At 45.0% G+C, this 19,414-nt stretch carries 18 protein-coding genes; 11 read left to right on the top strand and 7 right to left on the bottom strand.

Annotation, left to right across the window (positions count from 1 at the left end):
• Nucleotides 1-19 precede the first annotated feature (19 nt).
• The 6 genes from AC0KVP_RS00305 to ahr all read left to right on the top strand — a co-directional run bounded on the left by AC0KVP_RS00305 (nt 20) and on the right by ahr (nt 4,046).
• Entirely contained in the window at nt 20-382 is a 363-nt protein-coding gene (locus tag AC0KVP_RS00305) for an HIT family protein (protein WP_058870560.1), read from the top strand.
• Between the two features lie 108 nt (nt 383-490).
• Nucleotides 491-1,525 (top strand): A/G-specific adenine glycosylase, encoded by a 1,035-nt coding sequence (gene mutY / locus AC0KVP_RS00300; protein WP_473338142.1) that lies wholly within the window; start codon nt 491-493, stop codon nt 1,523-1,525.
• An 84-nt stretch (nt 1,526-1,609) separates the two neighbouring features.
• Nucleotides 1,610-2,152, top strand: a complete 543-nt coding sequence (locus tag AC0KVP_RS00295; protein WP_171522851.1) for a M23 family metallopeptidase — start codon at nt 1,610-1,612, stop codon at nt 2,150-2,152.
• 15 nt (nt 2,153-2,167) lie between these two features.
• Complete coding sequence (locus AC0KVP_RS00290; RefSeq protein ID WP_004691836.1) at nt 2,168-2,413, top strand: hypothetical protein; 246 nt, start codon at nt 2,168-2,170, stop codon at nt 2,411-2,413.
• Nucleotides 2,414-2,432: 19 nt separating this feature from the next.
• Nucleotides 2,433-2,987: a DNA-3-methyladenine glycosylase I gene (locus AC0KVP_RS00285; protein ID WP_473338140.1), complete on the top strand. Its 555-nt coding sequence runs from the start codon at nt 2,433-2,435 to the stop codon at nt 2,985-2,987.
• 36 nt (nt 2,988-3,023) lie between these two features.
• Nucleotides 3,024-4,046, top strand: coding sequence for an NADPH-dependent aldehyde reductase Ahr (ahr, locus tag AC0KVP_RS00280; RefSeq protein ID WP_130235505.1), 1,023 nt, complete (start codon nt 3,024-3,026; stop codon nt 4,044-4,046).
• Nucleotides 4,047-4,074: 28 nt separating this feature from the next.
• Here ahr and AC0KVP_RS00275 read toward each other — a convergent pair whose 3' ends face one another.
• Complete coding sequence (locus tag AC0KVP_RS00275) at nt 4,075-5,526, bottom strand: aminotransferase-like domain-containing protein (RefSeq protein ID WP_262469717.1); 1,452 nt, start codon at nt 5,524-5,526, stop codon at nt 4,075-4,077.
• A 99-nt stretch (nt 5,527-5,625) separates the two neighbouring features.
• On the opposite strand from AC0KVP_RS00275, the gene AC0KVP_RS00270 reads away from it, so the two are divergent.
• Entirely contained in the window at nt 5,626-6,027 is a 402-nt protein-coding gene (locus AC0KVP_RS00270) for a hypothetical protein (protein WP_148825277.1), read from the top strand.
• Between the two features lie 49 nt (nt 6,028-6,076).
• Here the strand turns inward: AC0KVP_RS00270 and AC0KVP_RS00265 are convergent, their stop codons facing one another.
• Nucleotides 6,077-6,724: an START domain-containing protein gene (locus AC0KVP_RS00265; RefSeq protein ID WP_473338138.1), complete on the bottom strand. Its 648-nt coding sequence runs from the start codon at nt 6,722-6,724 to the stop codon at nt 6,077-6,079.
• A gap of 59 nt (nt 6,725-6,783) precedes the next feature.
• Entirely contained in the window at nt 6,784-7,605 is an 822-nt protein-coding gene (dapB, locus tag AC0KVP_RS00260; RefSeq protein ID WP_473338136.1) for a 4-hydroxy-tetrahydrodipicolinate reductase, read from the bottom strand.
• Nucleotides 7,606-7,802: 197 nt separating this feature from the next.
• Between dapB and AC0KVP_RS00255 the strand changes: the two genes are divergently transcribed.
• A complete protein-coding gene (locus AC0KVP_RS00255; RefSeq protein ID WP_473338134.1) occupies nt 7,803-8,042 on the top strand; it encodes a hypothetical protein in 240 nt (79 codons plus the stop codon).
• Between the two features lie 63 nt (nt 8,043-8,105).
• Here AC0KVP_RS00255 and dnaJ read toward each other — a convergent pair whose 3' ends face one another.
• From dnaJ to AC0KVP_RS00235, 4 genes are all read right to left on the bottom strand, one after another.
• A complete protein-coding gene (gene dnaJ / locus AC0KVP_RS00250) occupies nt 8,106-9,224 on the bottom strand; it encodes a molecular chaperone DnaJ (protein ID WP_004978425.1) in 1,119 nt (372 codons plus the stop codon).
• Nucleotides 9,225-9,328: 104 nt separating this feature from the next.
• Nucleotides 9,329-9,706 (bottom strand): hypothetical protein, encoded by a 378-nt coding sequence (locus AC0KVP_RS00245; protein WP_004978426.1) that lies wholly within the window; start codon nt 9,704-9,706, stop codon nt 9,329-9,331.
• 131 nt (nt 9,707-9,837) lie between these two features.
• Nucleotides 9,838-12,975, bottom strand: a complete 3,138-nt coding sequence (locus AC0KVP_RS00240) for an efflux RND transporter permease subunit (protein ID WP_114392634.1) — start codon at nt 12,973-12,975, stop codon at nt 9,838-9,840.
• A 2-nt stretch (nt 12,976-12,977) separates the two neighbouring features.
• Complete coding sequence (locus AC0KVP_RS00235) at nt 12,978-14,078, bottom strand: efflux RND transporter periplasmic adaptor subunit (RefSeq protein WP_473338129.1); 1,101 nt, start codon at nt 14,076-14,078, stop codon at nt 12,978-12,980.
• Nucleotides 14,079-14,228: 150 nt separating this feature from the next.
• Between AC0KVP_RS00235 and AC0KVP_RS00230 the strand changes: the two genes are divergently transcribed.
• From AC0KVP_RS00230 to AC0KVP_RS00220, 3 genes are all read left to right on the top strand, one after another.
• Complete coding sequence (locus AC0KVP_RS00230) at nt 14,229-14,855, top strand: TetR family transcriptional regulator (RefSeq protein WP_160361988.1); 627 nt, start codon at nt 14,229-14,231, stop codon at nt 14,853-14,855.
• A 204-nt stretch (nt 14,856-15,059) separates the two neighbouring features.
• A complete protein-coding gene (gene ppc, locus AC0KVP_RS00225) occupies nt 15,060-17,744 on the top strand; it encodes a phosphoenolpyruvate carboxylase (RefSeq protein ID WP_473338126.1) in 2,685 nt (894 codons plus the stop codon).
• 301 nt (nt 17,745-18,045) lie between these two features.
• Entirely contained in the window at nt 18,046-19,347 is a 1,302-nt protein-coding gene (locus AC0KVP_RS00220; protein WP_058951473.1) for a solute carrier family 23 protein, read from the top strand.
• Nucleotides 19,348-19,414 lie beyond the last annotated feature (67 nt).

Raw genomic sequence — 19,414 nt, 5'->3', positions numbered from 1 at the left:
TATTTTAGAGGAGATAACAATGACTGAGACCCACTGCCAATATTGTAATTTTGATGAATATGACGTGCTTGATAAAAATGACTTTGGGGTAATTTTGCCCGAACCCAATGCATTGTCTAAAGGTCACTGTGTCATTATCCCTCTACGTCATGTGAGCTCATTTTTTGACATTACCGACAAAGAACGTAAAAGCTTAATGTCTTTACTAGAATTGGCACGTAATGAACTGCAATTGCGTCATCAACCTTCAGGTTTTCATATTGGTTTTAATGATGGTGAAATATTTGGGAATGTGTCTGAACACTTACATATCCATATTATTCCACGCTACAAAGACCAAGAGCTAAAACTCGATGCACGTTGGGGCATGGCAAAAGACTAAGCTTTTATGGTTTTAAATGGCGCGTAAGCGCCATTTTTTATGCGCAAAAAATCAGGCTCAGAAAAGACATTCAGTTATACTAAGCCGAATTTCTTGCTTGTGCCTCAGATGTCTCCTTTCTCTTTTTCAGATGCGTTACTGACTTGGTTCGATGTTCATGGTCGACATGACCTGCCATGGCAAGTGGCCGATGATCCCTACAAAGTCTGGGTGTCTGAAATTATGCTGCAACAGACCCAAGTCAAAACCGTGCTGCAATACTTCGAGCGTTTTATCGAACGCTTCCCAACGGTTGCAGCTTTAGGGACAGCATCATGGGATGAGGTCGCACCTTACTGGGCAGGTCTAGGCTACTATGCCCGTGCACGTAATCTACATAAAGCAGCAGGGGTTGTGGCACGTCAGGGACACTTTCCTCAAACTTTAGAGGACTGGATTGAACTGCCAGGTATTGGTCCATCAACCGCAGGGGCGCTGATGTCTTTGGGTTTACGTCAGTACGGCGTCATTATGGATGGCAACGTAAAACGCGTGCTCGCGCGTTTTTTTGCCATTGAGGATGATCTAAGCAAACCTGTGCATGAACGCAGCATGTGGCAACTGGCCACTGAACTCTGTCCAACTGAACGTAACCACGACTATACCCAAGCCATCATGGATTTGGGGGCAACCGTCTGTACTCCTAAAAAACCGCTGTGTTTATACTGCCCAATGCAGCAACACTGTAAGGCCCATGCACAAGGGCTAGAAACTGAACTGCCTTTAAAAAAGCCCAAGAAAGCTGTACCTGTGAAGTCTGCCCAAATTTTGGTGCTGCGCCATCACAATCAATGGCTGTGGCAACAGCGTCCCAATAGTGGACTGTGGGGCGGTTTATGGTGTTTACCTATTTTTGAAAATCGTGATGAACTTACGCAACTGTGCCAAAGTCTAGGACTGAAACAAGTCTCGCAACGCACTGAAATTTCGCATAGTTTCACCCATTTCACTTGGCAACTGGAAGCGCTTTGCTTTGAGGTCGATGCCGATCAGCTCGAACATTTAAGTATAGAATTGGCCAGCACATGGCTAGACATACAAAACGTCACAGAAATGGGCATCCCAACTGCAATGAAAAAATTGATCTCGGCAATTCAACTGTGACATAGTTGGGTGATCGATTGGGTTCACCCTGACACTTTAAAATTAGATCACTGAAATAATAAAGGATTGTTCGTGCGTTATTGTTTGCCTCGCCTTTCTGCGCTTGCCAGTTTAAGTTTTGTGATTCTGTTACTCGCAGCTTGCCGCACCACGCCGCCTGCGCCGAGTGGAAGCCAGTTACCTGCCTCACAAGTTCAACAGCTGAAAAACATGCGTTTAGCTCAGCAGCTGCCTGTACCCGTTCAAGGCATTAAACGTCATGGACTCACAGATACTTGGGGAGCGTCTCGCAGTAGCGGACGGACGCATGAAGGCATCGACATTCTGGCTCCACGTGGAACAAAAGTTTTTTCTGCCACAGAAGGGCTCGTTGCAGACTTACGCAATAACAATTTGGGTGGTAAAGTGGTTTGGATTATGGGGCCAGCAGGCACTTGGCATTACTACGCTCATCTTGATGACCATAAACGTGGCTTAAGTGTCGGCGACTATGTCAAAAAAGGCGATCTGATTGGCTATGTCGGCAATACAGGCAATGCAAGGCACACAGCCCCACATTTGCATTATGGACTTTATTTACAAGGTAAAGGCCGTGGTGCAGTAAATCCCTATCCTTATTTACGTTAACTTTAGGAATTTTTCATGTCAGAAGCGTTGATCAACCGTCTGGTCGAATTTGCTGAATCAGGCAATCAACAAAAAATCATCTTGGCTGGACAAAACCACCAAGGTTGGATCATGGAAATTACCGAAGATGCACTTTTAATCAGCACTGGATTTGCTGAAAAAACAGGAAAAGATGTCTGGATTAACTTTTCCGACCTCGAACACGCACAATTGTTTTATTGGGACAATCAACACGACCAATGGGCACCTTTTACCCTATAAAAAGATCAGGAGCATGTTCATGACCACTCAACGCTGCGGATGGTGCTCCTCAGACCCACTTTACATCGACTACCATGATCATGAGTGGGGTAAACCACTACATGATGAAAAGCAATTATTTACAATGCTCTGCCTCGAAGGTCAACAAGCGGGGCTTTCATGGATTACCGTCCTGAAAAAACGTGAACATTATCATCGCCAGTTTTTTCAATATTCCATTGAACAGATTGCGGCTTTAAGTGATATAGACTTAGCCGAAAAAGTCCAAGATATCGGCTTAATTCGCCATATCGGGAAGCTGACTGCCATTCGTGACAATGCGATTGCATGGCAAGCCCTAAAGCAACAAGGCATTAACCCCGTTGAGTGGCTCTGGAACTTTGTCGAGCAACACGCAATCAACAATGATGTCCCGGACTACCGCACAGCACCTGCACAGACACCTCAAAGCCAAAATATGTCTAAAACCCTAAAAAAACACGGCTTTAAATTTGTCGGACCCACCACCTGCTATGCCTTTATGCAAGCAGTCGGCATGGTCAACGACCATGAAAATAGCTGTCATTTTAAATAAAAGTACATAAAAAACCGGAAAATAAGGATATAAAATATGACGGATAACACCATTCGTGCCTATGCGGCAATGCAAGCAGGTGCAGCACTACAACCCTATCAATTCGATGCGGGTGAACTGCAACCACATCAGGTCGAAGTCCAAGTCGAATATTGTGGATTGTGCCATTCCGATGTTTCAGTCATTAACAATGAATGGAACTCGTCGGTCTACCCCGTTGTCGCTGGTCATGAAATTATTGGCACCATCAGTCGCTTAGGCTCCGAAGCCAAAGGGCTTAAACTTGGACAGCGCGTCGGTATAGGCTGGACGGCAGAAAGCTGCCAACACTGTGACCCCTGTGTGTCGGGCCAACAAGTGCTCTGTACAGGTGGACCGACAGCAACCATCGTCGGTCATGCAGGTGGCTTTGCCGACAAAGTCCGCGCAGGTTGGCAGTGGATTATTCCTTTACCTGAAGAGCTGGATCCTGAGTCAGCGGGTCCTTTATTGTGCGGCGGTATTACCGTTTTTGATCCGATTTTAAAACACCAAATCCAAGCCATTCACCATGTCGGGGTAATTGGGATTGGTGGTCTAGGGCATATGGCCATTAAGCTACTTCGAGGATGGGGCTGTGAAATTACTGCATTCACCTCGAACCTAGACAAAACTGAAGAGCTCAAAGCTATGGGCGCAGATCATGTGGTGAATAGCCGTGATGTGGATGCGCTTAAAACCCAGCGAGGCAAATTCGATCTATTGCTCAGTACGGTGAATGTCACGCTCAATTGGCCTGCCTATATTAGTACACTGGCACCGAATGGCACGATCCATTTGCTAGGCTTGCCTCTAGAGCCCATCAAGTTAAATGCAGGTAGTCTGATTGGTGGAGCAAAGTCTATCACGGGTTCACCCACTGGCTCACCTGCGGCATTACGTCAGCTACTCAAATTCGCTGCACGTAAAAACATTGCGCCACAAATTGAACTGTATCCTATGTCACAGTTGAATGAAGCACTGGAACGGTTACATTCTGGAAAAGCCCGTTATCGTATCGTCCTCAAAGCCGATTTTTAATCCATAAGCGCCTCAAAAGAGGCGCTTTTTATACCGCTTGTTTGACCAACGTCGAACTGCTGAGTTGCGCTTTCACCCAATCGGCCAACAAAGTGACCGCTGCGCGAATATCTGTTGAAATTTCATGACCTGCATTGAGGCGGATACAGTTTTTATAACGCTGCCCTTCACCAAAGACTTCGCCTGGCACAATATTAATACCGTGCTGCTGAGCAAAATAGTACATATCTAAACCGTCAATACACTCTGGCAACTGTAACCACAGTGCATAACCACCAAAGGGTTGATTGATACGTAACTCAACTCCGTTAAAGGCATGCTGAATCATGTGTCGGTATTGCTCAACTTGCTGTTTCAAAATCGGCTTTAACTGCTGTAAATGCTCCCGATAAGCACGACTATAAATGAGATCGGCCAGTGCCAACTGCAAGGGTGTATTCACTGTAATATTTTGCATCAATAACGTAGCCTTCAAATGCGCTAAGCGCTGCGGAATACAAAACCAACCTACGCGATACGCAGTTGAAAGTGACTTGGAAACCGAACCACAGAAAATCACATAACCCTGCTGATCCCAATACTTAATCGGCAGCGGACGACTCGAGCTGAAACTACATTCACCATAAATATCATCTTCAATCACATAGCAATGATAGCGCGCCGCCAGTTGTGCAATTTTTTCTTTTTCTGCATTGCTTAAGCAAAACCCCAATGGATTTTGATAATTGGCCGTGAGTAAGCACGCTTTTGCGCCTGAACTTTGCATGACCTGCTCTAAACGTTCAAGATCAAAGCCTTGAGTATCGGCTGGAATTTCAATAATTTTTCGTTTTAACCCCGCCAACATTTGCAACTGACCATTAAAATTCGGGGTCGGTACAATTACGCTGTCGCCTTCCTTGCTGAGGTGTTGGATCATCACCGACAGCGCTGGCATACAGCCATTGCTGATGTAAATATCATCCTGCGAAATATAGAAGCCATCTTCAGCCCAATGCTCAGACAAGGCCTGCCGTAAGCGAATATGGCCCTGCTTATCGCTATATAAAAAATCTTCAGGTTGGCTGTGTTTTAAGGCGCGTTGAATGGAGCGGCGAAGCGCTTCTACAGGCACATGTTTTGGCGAAAGCTGAATCGCTCCCAAATGGATGAGACGGCTATTAATGGAAGACTGTTGAATTTCCAACTGTAGCTCTAAGTTAGAAATATCACGAGCTTGAGACTGAAAATCAGGATGCTGTGGTACGGGAATAGATGGGCTGGTATTTTTTTGATAACTGACAAAATAGCCCGACTTATTTTTCACATGAATATACCCCTGCGACTCGAGTAGCTCATAACAGCTCTTGGCCGTATTCAAGCTGACCTTTTGTAAGTTGGCAAACTGGCGTAACGACAACAGCTTTTGCCCTGCGGGTAATTCAGCATTTTGAATTTTTTCAAGCAACTGTGCAGCCAAGCTTTGATACTGAAATGCCATTCATCTGTACCTATTTTTTTAACTTTTATGTATCTGTATCCATTATGCCAACAGAATTATGCTTCTGTCATTCGTTCACAACCATAAATAGGCACTTTTATGAAAAAAATAATCATATCTCTCTTTTGCTTATTGAGCTTATCGGCTTGCCAGCCGCCACATGTTTCACAGCAGGTACAACAGCAGCATTTTATTTGTAAAGCACTGATTGAAGGGTTTCTGAAAACGCAAAATTTAACTGATTATCAGTTTTTAAGTTTAGCGCCGAGCTTGACTGAAACCTCGACCCAACGAACTTATCAATATCGGTTGAACAATGAACGTGAAATGCAGATGAACTTGCCCCACCAGAAAAATTTACAGTTCCAATGTGACCAAAACAGTGCTGAAAACTTCAAGATCTCGCTCGCTGGTGAAGGACATGCCATGCTCAGTTTAATTCAGTTAGACCTGCCTAAGGCTTCAACCTTAGAGCTGTTGAACGCTTATCAACAGCCTTAAGTTTTAAAACATAAAAAAGCCTGCATTACAGGCTTCTTCGTCTTTAAAATTAACGTAAGGCAGCTGGTAAATGGGCAGGAGTATCTTCTTGTTCCAGCAATTGATTTTTCATTTTTTGCAGCATTTGATAGGGTTGTTGTTGGACAAACATATTCACAAACTTCAGTGGTATCGATCCCTCAGGGTTGGCATAACCTGAGGTCAAAACCTTGACTTTATTTGGTCCCAGTTTCTGAAAGGTCCAATCGCCCTCATAATGATTGAGGCGCACATAATCTGGGTTTTTAAGAATGTTTTTATCAATCGCTTTATTTTTAATGCTAATGATGCCCTGATTGTCCTTGGTCATTTTCCCCTGCACCACCAAGTCGCGGTCTTTTAAAGGAAAAGGAAAATCGAGAACCATATACAGTTGAAACTCGCCTTTTTTATCATCGCGCGACAAGACTTTCACACTACCCATATACGGCACCCATTTCACCGCATGGTCAACATCTAAGATCAGTGATACTGCTTTTTCAATCGGCACATCAAACGTGGTTTCAGCCTTATATAAAAAGACTGGGTTTTGCGCATTTTGATAGGTCCAAACTTTAATATTATTTTTATGAATACTGAGTTTGGCTTGATCCATAGGTTTGGCTTGTGCTGTCGTCATCAGGGCAACAACACAAGCCATATATATGACTTTTTTCATTCTATTCTTCGTCTTATTTTAGTTTTTTATCTTGTTTTTATGGCGAATGAAGCAGGTTTTTAAACTTGAATGTTGTTAAAACCCAGTACATCTTTCATGTCATATTTACGTGCTTCACGTCCTACCACCCAAGCTGCAGCACGTACCGCACCCGAAGCAAAGTTCATCCGGTTGGTCGCTTTATGGGTAATTTCAACGCGCTCACCATCGGCAATAAACATAGCCGTATGTTCACCGACAATATCGCCGCCACGAATGGTTTGGAAACCAATACTTTGACGTTCACGAGGTCCTGTATGACCTTCACGGCAATACACTGCATCAGTTTTCAAGTCACGCCCTAAAGCACCTGCAATCGCCTCACCCATCATCAATGCTGTGCCTGATGGTGCATCGACTTTATGACGGTGATGCGCTTCAATCACTTCAATATCCACTGTGTCGCCAAAGACTTTAGAAGCCAATTCCAATAGTTTAATCGAAACGTTGACCCCTACAGAATAGTTGGCTGCATAGACCACAGGAGTCTGTGTCGCCGACTCGTCCAAATAAGCTTTTTGTTCGTCATTCATGCCCGTGGTCCCAATGACAATGGCAACCCCAGCTTCACGACAAATTTTTAAATGCTGAACGGTCGCTACTGGTGCAGTGAAATCAATGATCACATCACAATCTTTCACTACCGCTTCCAGACTACCCACCACCTTCACGCCTAGGCTGCCAATACCTGCAAGCTCACCTGCATCTGTACCAACCAGTGAGCTTTCAGGGCGTTCCACTGCCGCAGCCAGTTGATAGCCTGCTTCATGTACCGCTTGAATAAGGATGCGACCCATACGACCGCCGGCACCTAAGACACCAATGCGTGGAGCTGCTGACATAACATATTCCTAATCTAGCTTCAAAATTGCTCTTACTATAGCAAAACTGATTGCCCAGACTAAGGTTTGTTGGCCATTTTCATCGAAAAAATCGCTTTATTTTCAAACATGATTTCTCAAGCTTTTCACAAATTTGCAATCAATCTTACGCAGACTAGGTTCGCGTTTAAAAACAACTTTAAAATGAGGAAAATAGAATGAAAGCAAAGGTACTTTTTCTAGCGATGGCGTTTGGGGGCAGTTGGGCACAGGTTCAGGCTGAACCCGCTGTTCAAGCGGGCGACACCTTAGAAAGTTTGTCACAGGTAAAGATCACCACCAGTACACATCCCAAAGCACAGGCCGAGCAACAAGTACAAGCCGCTGCACCTATGGCTGAAGAAATGGTGTCGGTTGAAGAGATCGATCAACCTGAGCTGCAAACAGAAGCGCAATAACATAAAAAAAGCGGGAAAATATTCCCGCTCTTTTCAACACCAATTCAGACGTACCGTATTCAATTAATCAAACAGTCGGTCAAAGAAAGACTTCTTCTTTGGTGATGATTTGTGATCATCTCCATCTAAAGTTTCTTGCAACTCTTTTAACAGTTCACGTTGACGTGCCGTCAAGTTAACGGGTGTTTCAATCACGATACGGCAAAGCAAATCACCCTGCATACTGGTACGTACAGGTTTAACCCCTTTGCCACGTAAACGGAACATTTTACCCGTTTGTGTGCCTTCAGGAATTTTCAAACTCACACGACCTTCGAGTGTCGGGATTTCAATTTCTTTACCCAAAGCAGCATCGGCAATGCTCACAGGGACATCCATATACAGGTCTGCACCATCACGTTGGAAGATTTCGTGCTCACGCACCACCACTTCTACATACAAGTCGCCTGACTGACCATCACGAATCGCTTCGCCTTTACCCGTTAAACGAACGCGGTCACCGTTGTCGACGCCCGCAGGAATCGTCACTTCTAAGGTTTGTTGACGGTCTTTAACGCCTGAACCATGACAGGTATTACATGGGTTCTTAATGATCTTACCCTGACCGCGACAGGTGCTACAGGTCTGCTGTACAGAGAAGAAACCTTGCTGCATGCGAACCTGACCTGCACCATGACAAGTTTTACAGGTTTCAACATCGTTCGGGTTTTTAGAGCCTTTACCGTCACAGGTTTCACACGGCGCTGGTGCAGTAAAAGTAATGGTTTTTTTCACCCCTCTTACTGCTTCTTCCAACGTCAGTTCCATCACATAACGTAAGTCAGAACCACGACGTGCACGCTGTTGACCACGACCGCCGCCGCCGCCAAATGCACCACCGAAAATGTCACCGAATTGACTGAAAATGTCTTCTGCGCTGAAACCACCACCGAAGCCGCCTCCGCCGCCCATACCACCTTCAAAGGCTTGATGCCCCATACGGTCATACATGCTGCGCTTTTCGCTATCCGATAAAATTTCATAAGCTTCAGCCGCTTCTTTAAATTTCTCTTCAGCTTCAGCATTGTCAGGGTTGCGGTCCGGATGATATTTCATCGCCAACTTACGGTAGGCTTTTTTAATTTCATCATCACTAGCGGTTTTAGCAACACCTAAAACCTCATAATAATCACGTTTAGCCATGTCTGGCGATGCTCCTCACGGAATTTATTTAATACTCAACTGTGGTCTGAAATTGGGTTCAAACCAAGTTTTACAAGGGGGTGTTTGAAAAAAAATCAGTAGAATTAGAAAACTGCTTTATTTTTCAAAAATTTAGACAGGCCTTTAAACCATGCATTTAGAAGGAAGAGAAATGCAATACAGCTAAAAACCACACCTGCAACCGTGCATGCAGTCACCCACAATGCGCTGTCCCAAGTGAAGAAAATAAGAGGAATAAACCACAATGCTGCAAATAAAGCCAAAATGCTATAAATCACAATATTGCGCATGACCCAGAGTGCTTGCGCTTGTAACCACACTTCGGCATGATCAATTTGCGTGACTTTTCGGGCATACCAATAGGAAAATGCGCCACTAATCACAGTAAACAAAGCCAAAAACATGAAGACATAAGAAATCGCGATAGAGCGGCGATACTTGGTTACATTGTCTTGCATCATGCGTTTAACCCCATTTGCCACATCGTTGGTTTTTTAATGTGTAGCAAAAAACTGCTTTATAAAAATGCCATAAATTTCAGGTGCTACTATATTGAAATTTTCAACGTTTCGCACCTGATATTGGCATAAATTTACAGCTTATGGCTAATTTTTTTTACTTTAAACCACTGCGCGTACAAGGCCGGTAAAAAGAACAGGGTTAATAGCGTTGCCACAATTAGTCCGCCCATGATCGCAACGGCCATAGGTCCAAAGAAAATACTTCTAGATAGTGGGATCATAGCCAGAACAGCTGCCAATGCCGTCAGCACAATTGGACGACAACGTCGCACCGTCGCATCGATGATCGCATCCCATGATTCATGCCCCGCTTGAATATCTTGCTCAATCTGATCAATCAAGATTAGTGAGTTGCGCATGATCATGCCTGACAAGGCAATGGTGCCCAACATTGCAACAAAGCCAAAAGGTTTGTTGAATAGTAGCAAGAACAACACCACGCCGATCAAACCTAAAGGTGCAGTGAGCAAGACAATCGTGGCACGAGACATACTGCGCAGTTGAATCATCAGCAAAGTCATGACCACGGCCAAGAATAAAGGCATGCCTGCTGCAACCGATTTACCCCCACGTGCAGACTCTTCCACTGTACCGCCGACTTCAACCAAATAGCCATTCGGCAGTTCCGCACGCAGCTGATTCATCTGTTCGGCCATTTCATCCACCACAGTGGCCGGCTGTAACTTGGTCCGAATATCTGCACGTACCGTAATAGTCGGTAGGCGGTTACGATGCCAAATCAAACCTTCTTCAAAGCTATAATCAATTTTGGCAATTTGTGCCAACGGTACTGTTCCGCCATTTGAAGTTGGAACGGCAAGACTCGCCAGTGATGCTACTTCAACCCGCTCGGCTTGATCGCCACGTAAACGGATTTCAATCAGCTCACGTTTCTCACGGTACTGGTTAATGGTGGCACCCGAAATTGAGCTGTTCAAGAAATTGGCCAAATCTAAACTCGACACCCCCATTTGGCGGGCACGGTCTTGGTCAATCTCTAGATTGATCATCTTGCTTGGTTCACCCCAGTCCAAATGCACATTGGTGGTGTTGGGGTTAGCACTCAGCATCGCCGCGACTTTATCCGCCCAAGCACGCACTTGAGTTAAGTCTTCACCCGACACGCGATATTGAAGTGGATAACCGACAGGTGGGCCATTTTCAAGTAAAGAGACGCGAGTACGCACATCGGGCAATAACTGGCGGATTTGGGTGTCTAGGGATTTACGAATTTCATTGCGATCATCCAGTGAAGAAGCCAAGACCACAAACTGAGCAAAGCTGGCTTGTGGTAGCTGCTGATCGAGCGGTAAATAAAAACGTGGCGAGCCTGTGCCCACATATGCCACATAATTATCTATGCCTTCTTGCTTCGACAGGAACTGTTCAACTTTTTTCACCGCATTTTCAGTTGCCGTTAAAGATGCACCTTCTTCAAGCTTTAAGTCGACCAAAATTTCGGCACGATTCGAGGGTGGGAAAAACTGCTGCGGTACTAACTTAAACATCAACACCGAGAGCACAAAAATAGCCACAGTCGTTGCAATGACTGTTTTGCGATAGGTCACACACAGATCGACCCAACGGCGAAAACCTTGATAGAACTTGGTTTGATAAGGATCGTGATGCTCACCTGCATGATGCACCATCGGCTGAGGTTCTGGCTGTTTGCGCAAACGTGCCCACAAACGGCTATACCACGGCGCTTTTTGAATCAGTTCTTTATTAAAATCGGGCAGGAGTTTGTCACCCAAATAAGGCACAAACAACACCGCTGCAAACCAAGACACAATTAAGGCAATGGTCACCACTTGGAAAATAGAACGAGTGTATTCACCTGTACTGGACGCTGCCGTGGCAATTGGTAAAAAGCCCGCAGCGGTAATCAAAGTTCCCGTCAACATCGGAAAGGCAGTGGTTCGCCATGCATGCCCTGCTGCTTGTAGTCGGCTGTAGCCTTGTTCCATTTTAATCGCCATCATTTCCACGGCAATAATGGCGTCATCGACCAAGAGGCCCAGCGCTAAAATCAGGGCACCCAAAGAAATTTTATGTAGACCGACATCAAAAATATTCATGCCTGCAAAGGTCATGGCCAAGACCAATGGAATGGAGAATGCCACCACCAGTCCAGTACGGAAACCCAGCGAGAAAAAGCTAACCAGCAAGACAATAATCACCGCTTCAGCCAAAACTTTCATGAACTCGTTGACACTACGCTTCACCGCGACAGGCTGGTCTGAAACTTTCTTCAGCTCCATACCTAAAGGCAAAGTTTTTTGCAGCTTGGAAAACTCAGTTTCTAAGTTTTTACCCAAAGCCAAGATGTCGCCACCTTTACGCATCGACACCGCAATGCCAATGCCATTTTCCCCCATAAAGCGCATACGGGGTTGAGCAGGTTCACTAAAGCCACGATAGACATCAGCCACATCGCTGAGCTGGATGGTTTTTCCATTCACCAATAAAGGCATACGCTGCAGTTCTTCAACGCTCTTAATTTGCCCTGTGACTCGAAGTTGAATACGATCCGATTCTGTTTCAAAAAAGCCTGCACTGGCCATGGTATTTTGCTGTTGCAGGGCTTGTTGCACCGCTGTCACAGGAATGCCTAACTGTGCCGACTTGGTGTTGGAAATTTCAATCCAAATCTTTTGATCTTGCAGCCCAACCAAGTTGACCTTGGCGACATCTTTGACGCGTTGCAGTTGTAACTGTAAACGGTCGGCATATTCTTTCATCACCGCATAATCAAAGTCTTTACCGGTCAGCACATAAATGTTGCCGAAAGTATCACCAAACTCATCATTAAAGAATGGTCCTTGTACCCCATTGGGCAGCTGATGTTTGATGTCTCCAACCTTCTTGCGTACGTCATACCACACATCAGGTATCTCACTGGAGCGCATGGCATCTCGTGCCACAAAAGTCACCATCGACTCGCCGGGTCTGGAGTAGGCCATAATGCGCTCATACTTACCCGTGGTCATCAGCTCTTTTTCAATACGGTCGGTCACTTGTTCAGACACCTCGCGCGCCGTTGCACCCGGCCAATAGGTCTGTACCACCATCACTTTGAAGGTAAAAGGTGGGTCTTCGCTCTGTGCTAGTTTGGAATAAGACACCACACCCACGATGCCCAGTAACAACATCAAATAAAGGACCAAGCCCTTATTTTTTAAGGCCCATTCCGACAGGTTATAGTTCATGCTTAACTCCCTGTCGCAATCTTGACCGTTTTATTGTCACGGCTAATCGGCTGAATTTTTTGTTTTTCACGCAGTAAATGCACCCCACCCACCACGACATAGTCCTTTGGCTGTAAACCTGAACGAATGGTAACGCTGTTTCGACCATACTCCCCCACACTGACAGGGACTTTACGAATGCTGTTGTCAGCATTCACCACCCAGACATAAGCATTTTTACCTGCAGCGGAAACACTGGCTAACGGTACACTCAACACATTGCGCTCAGTTGAACTGAAAAACACCCGAGCACTCTGTCCCAGTTGAATCGTATTTTGTCCTTCACGCAAAGCCACTTTGACACTAAAAGTACGTGACTGATCTGCGGCAGGCGAAATTTCACGGACGTAGGCAGCAAAACGCTCATCGGGTTTAGACCACAAGGTGACGACTGCATCCTGTCCAACTTTAATCTGAGCAATGGCTTGTTCAGGCACACCAATCACCACTTCACGATCACCTGAAATGGCCAGTTGAAACGCGGGTTGCCCTGCTGAAATCACCTGTCCAATTTCAATATTACGCTCGGTAATCACGCCGTTTTTATTGGCGATCAGTTGGTTATAACTGGTTTGGTTTTGCGTAACGTTATAATTGGCTTGTGCTTGTTTCAAGCTCGACAGTGCGGCTTTATATTGATTTTCAACGCTGTCGTACTGTGAACGACTCACTGCATTACTCGGTAACAATTGCTTAAAGCGTTTGAGTTCATCCTGCGCATTTTTTTCAGCCGCTTGGGCACTCTCTAACTGTGCTTTGGCTGCATTGAGTTGTAACTGGGCATCCTGTACATCTAAGCGTGCTAAAAATTGTCCGACTTTGACTTGGTCACCCACATCGACCAAACGCTCCGTGACTTGTCCCCCAACACGAAAAGACAGCGCGGTTTGTTGGCGGGCTTGCACTTCGCCAGCATAGCTTTTTTGTTCTAGATGCGTGGTATTCGGTTGGCTCACCATTACCAAAGGTACCGACTCTGGTTCAGTCGTGTCTTTGCTACATCCCCACAAGGTGATACTACACACCACCATCATACTTGCCACAAGGGTCTGAATTTTGCTCATGAAGTCTGCTCTTCTTCCATAACCACCAATTAATCAGGCACAATATCCAGACTTAACTTGGTTATTTTTTAATTAATATACTGCATAGTACACTAATTAAAGATATGCTCAGATGTAAATGACTTTTTGAACTTTTTTTTAGGAAAATGTGTGCAAGCTTCAGCAGGACGTCCCAAGGATTTAGAAAAGCGGCAACGTATTTTGGAGGTGGCACGTCAGTTGTTTTTACAACATGGCTACCACGGCTCCAGCATGGACCATATTGCCAAGGAAGCGCACGTCACCAAACTCACGGTGTATAACCATTTTCAGGACAAAGCCAATCTGTTCAGTTGCGCAATTGAGGAAACCTGTGAAAAGCTGATGCTGGGTCGTTCATTTCAATTGCAACGTGCCGAAGACTTTGTGCCCATGCTCGAACAAATTTGTGCACTATCGATGCATATTATTAACCTGCCTGAGGCCATCAAGCTGGAGCACCTACTATTGCAGCTAGCCGCTGAACAAAACCCATTGCTAGAGAACTTCTATAAAGCCTCTCACCTCAAAATGCGGGCGATTTGGGAACAGTTCTTTGACCAAGCCCAAGCCTTGGGCGTTCTTCAATTTGAACAGGTCAATGAGGTCATCACCTTATTAATGTCTTTGCTGTTTGGATATCGCCACCAAGAAATGTTACTGGGGATGAATGAAGTGCCCAATGCCAAACAACGCGAGCAACTGATTCAAGAAGCCATTGCGATTTTTTTATTAAAATACCCCTTACAAAAACCTTAAGATTCGGTAATTAAATTTATATTTTTGACAATTAATTCAAATACTTGGAATTAAAAACCATCTTTATTTTAAAACAATTGCTTGCCCTAAGTGGTTCATTTGCTTCTAAATTCAGCAATTAATCCCCTACTTTTGTCTGCCCCTACTTGGATTGTCATCGAATCGGGGTATAGTCAAATTAAGAACAACGAGGGAATAATAATCATGATTCAACAAATTGATGCTCCACTACGTGAAGATGTCCGATTACTCGGCAACCTATTGGGTGAAACCCTCAAGGAGCATGCAGGACAAGATTTGTTTAATCAGGTCGAGCAAATTCGCGCATTGTCTAAAGGTGCTCGTGATGGTCAAGTCGAAGCTGAAAAACAACTCGAACAATTGTTTTTTAGCCTTGAAGATGATGAAATTTTACCGCTGACACGTGCCTTTACCCACTTTTTGAACTTTGCCAATATTGCGGAGCAATACCATGTGGTGCGTAGCCGTCGTCAAAGTGAATTTGATGAGACCGCACCCTCTCCAAATCCGCTCGACCACCTCTTTGCTAAATTTAAAAATAACGACATTTCAACCGATACGCTGTTCCAGCAAATCTGTGATTTAAAGATTGAACTGGTTCTGACCGCTCACCCCACTGAAGTCAGCCGTCGTACCCTGATCCAAAAATATGATGGTATTAACGATGCCTTATTTAAAATGGATCAGCAAAAACTGACCCCTCGTGAACGTCAGACCGTTCTTGAAGACTTAAAACAACTGATCTGTTCGGCGTGGCAGACCGATGAAATTCGTCAACACCGTCCAACCCCAGTCGATGAAGCGAAATGGGGCTTTACCACCATTGAGCAAACCTTATGGAATGCCGTACCGAAGTTCATGCGTGAACTAGACGACATGGTAATCGAGCACTGTGGGCAACGTCTGCCTTTACATGTGGCACCTGTACGTTTCGCTTCATGGATGGGTGGTGACCGTGATGGCAACCCGAATGTGACACACAACATTACTCAAGAAGTCCTGTGGCTATCGCGTTGGAAAGCCGCTGATCTTTACTTACGTGACATTGAAGACTTGCGTTGGGAACTGTCGATTCAAAGCTGTAGCGATGAACTGCGTCAAGCCTTGGGCCAAGACCATCCTGAACCCTACCGTGAATATTTACGTGATACTCGCGAACGGCTGAAAGCTACGCGCCATTGGCTCGCCGAAAAACTGCGCGGTGCCGATGCCGATGACAGCTTGGTGATTAAAGCCAAAGAGGAACTGCTCCAGCCTTTACTGCTGTGTTATCGCTCTTTGATTGCCAGCAATCTGCCTGAAATTGCCAATGGGAAACTGCTGGACTTTATCCATCGAGTGAACTGTTTCGGGATTGAACTGCTGAAACTAGATATTCGCCAAGAATCAGGACGTCATCGCCAAGCAATTTCGGCGATTACTGAATATTTGGGTCTGGGTAATTTTGAAACGTGGACCGAACAAGCGCGCCAAAACTTCTTATTGCAAGAGCTACAAAGCAAACGTCCACTGTTGCCCAAGCATTTAAATGAACCTGCGCAAAGCTTAATTGAACAACCTGAAGTACAAGAAGTATTTGCCACCATGCGTACTTTGGCAGCACAGCCTCAAGAAAGTTTAGGTGCCTACATTATTTCGATGGCTGAATATCCAAGTGATGTGCTGGCGGTACTGCTTTTGCAAAAAGAAGCAGGGATCCAACATCCACTACGTGTGGTGCCATTGTTTGAAACATTAAAAGACTTAGATGGCGCCGCAGCCACCATGAATACCCTATTCAATATGCATTGGTATAAACAGCATATTCAGGGCAAGCATGAAGTGATGATTGGCTATTCTGACTCGGCAAAAGATGCAGGTTTTATGTCAGCCAATTGGGCACAATACCGCGCGCAAGAAGAATTAACCGCAATTGCGAAAACGCATGGTGTACAACTCACGCTATTTCATGGTCGTGGCGGTTCCATCAGCCGTGGCGGTGCGCCAACGCAACAAGCCCTGTTTTCACAGCCACCTGGCTCGATTTCAGGTGCAATTCGAGTCACTGAACAAGGTGAAATGATTCGCTTCAAGTTTGGTCTAGAAGGCATTGCGCTGCAAAACTTAGAGATTTATACCGCTGCTACTTTAGAAGCCACTTTACTGCCACCGCCCATCCCAAAACCTGAGTGGCGCGAATTAATGCACAGCATGACCGATTTGTCGGTACAGGTATATCGTCAGACTGTGCGAGAAAACCCACACTTCGTCAAATATTTACGCACAGTCACGCCAGAACTTGAACTGCAAATGTTACCGCTTGGCTCACGTCCAGCAAAACGTAAAGTCACTGGCGGCATTGAGTCCTTACGTGCTATTCCTTGGGTATTTGCGTGGACCCAGATTCGTTTGATGCTACCCGCTTGGCTGGGTACAGGCGCGGCAATTAACCAAGTGATTGATCAAGGACATAAAGCCACCTTAGATGAAATGCTGGTGGCATGGCCGTATTTCCAAACCCTGATTGATATGCTGGAAATGGTGCTCTCGAAATCTGATGCTCATGTGGCGCTGTATTATGAGTCGCACCTGACCGATGATGAAGACTTGAAAGTGCTCGGTGAACATCTGCGTCAGCGCTTAAAGTATGCGGTGCAAACCCTGTTGGCGCTTAAAGGTGAGTCTAAACTCCTCAGTAGTAACGAAGTTTTAGATCAGTCAATGAGAGTGCGCAAACCGTATTTATTGCCTCTGCATTTACTCCAAGCAGAGTTAATGAAACGTCGCCGCCGTTACCTAGAAGAGCGTCAGGAAACAAATACACCTGTAGATCATGCACTTATGGTAAGTATCGCCGGCATTGCAGCGGGTCTTCGTAACACAGGATAAAGTTTTAAGCCCGCTCCATTTAAAGCACATCACTATGATGTGCTTTTTTATTGACCGCATGGTCAAACCTTTTATAATTTTTTTTATCAATCCAATCATAAATATTTATGAATAAGCGATTGGCTAAATTTACCAATTAAACCTTGATTTATCATTATTTTTAAAAATTAAAAGTTTTACCATGCGGTAAAAAGTTCTGAAAAGTCATAAGATTAGTTTGAACAATTTTTTGTATCACTGATTAAATCTTCTAAAAAACAAGAGTATGATGTGCACAATTTATCTTTAGAGTGCTCAAAAAATGTCCAATTGGTTTCCCAAATGGCGCCCGTACGAAGGCAATATCGATGCACGTCCTGTTGGCACAAGTGAATACCTCCCTGCTTCACAAAGTGCAATTTTAGGTGTGCAGCATGCCTTTGCCATGTTTGGAGCAACGGTTCTTGCACCTTTCTTGATGGGCTTCGATCCCAACCTTGCTATTTTAATGTCCGGGATTTGTACCATCTTGTTCTTTATTATGACGGGTGGACGTGTTCCGAGCTATTTAGGTTCAAGTTTTGCCTTTATTGGGGTCGTGATTGCAGCAACGGGCTATACCGCATCGGGCACAGGAGCACTCAATCCAAACTTAGCTATGGCGGGCGGCGGTATTATTGCCTGCGGCGTGCTCTATACTTTGTTTGGTTTTATGGTCATGGCAACGGGCACTAAGTGGATTGAAAAACTGATGCCGCCTGTGGTGACAGGTGCTGTGGTGATGATTATTGGTCTCAACCTTGCCCCAGTGACGGTCAAAGGCGTTGCGGGCAATTCCTTTAATATGTGGATGGCACTGGTTACCGTATTATGTATGGGCTCGATTGCAGTCTTTACCCGTGGTTTATTGCAGCGTCTCTTATTATTAATTGGTTTGTTACTGTCTTACTTGGTCTATTTCATCGTGACCAACGTTATGGGCTATGGCACAGCGATTAATTTTGCACCAATTCAACAAGCCGCTTGGTTTGGTTTACCGACTTTTCATGCGCCTGAATTTAATGCCAATGCCATGATGATCATTGCCCCGATCGCGTTAATTTTGGTGGCAGAAAACCTCGGTCACATCAAAGCCGTGAGTGCGATGACTGGTGAAAACCTTGATCCGCACATTGGTAAAGCGTTTGTTGCCGATGGTGTCGCAACGACATTAGCGGGGGGTGTCGGTGCACCAGGCATGACCACCTATGGTGAAAACATTGGAGTCATGGCAGTCACACGAGTTTACTCGACCATCATTTTTGCCATTGCAGGTGTGTTTGCCATTTTCTTAGGCCTATCACCAAAGTTTGGTGCCATCATCCATACCATTCCGACCGCGATTTTAACCGGTGCATCGATTGTGGTCTTTGGTTTGATTACCATCGCAGGTGCAAAAATCTGGATTGAAAACAAAGTCGATTTTTCACAGAACAAAAACCTGATGGTCGCTGCAGTCACCATCATTTTAGGTACAGGTGATTTTGCCTTACAAATTGGCAACTTTAACTTGGGTGGTATTGGTACTGCTACGTTTGCAGCATTGTTCTTAAACTGGTTCTTCAGCTTAGGGCAAAAAGATTAATCTATCTGATATTTTGATTATCCATTGTTGATCGCAGCCTTCGGGCTGCTTTTTTGGTCTAATGCTC

The organism is Acinetobacter sp. DL27 (assembly GCF_055810995.1).
Note: the sequence above shows the minus strand (reverse complement) of the source record. Positions and strands in the feature narration are given on the sequence as shown.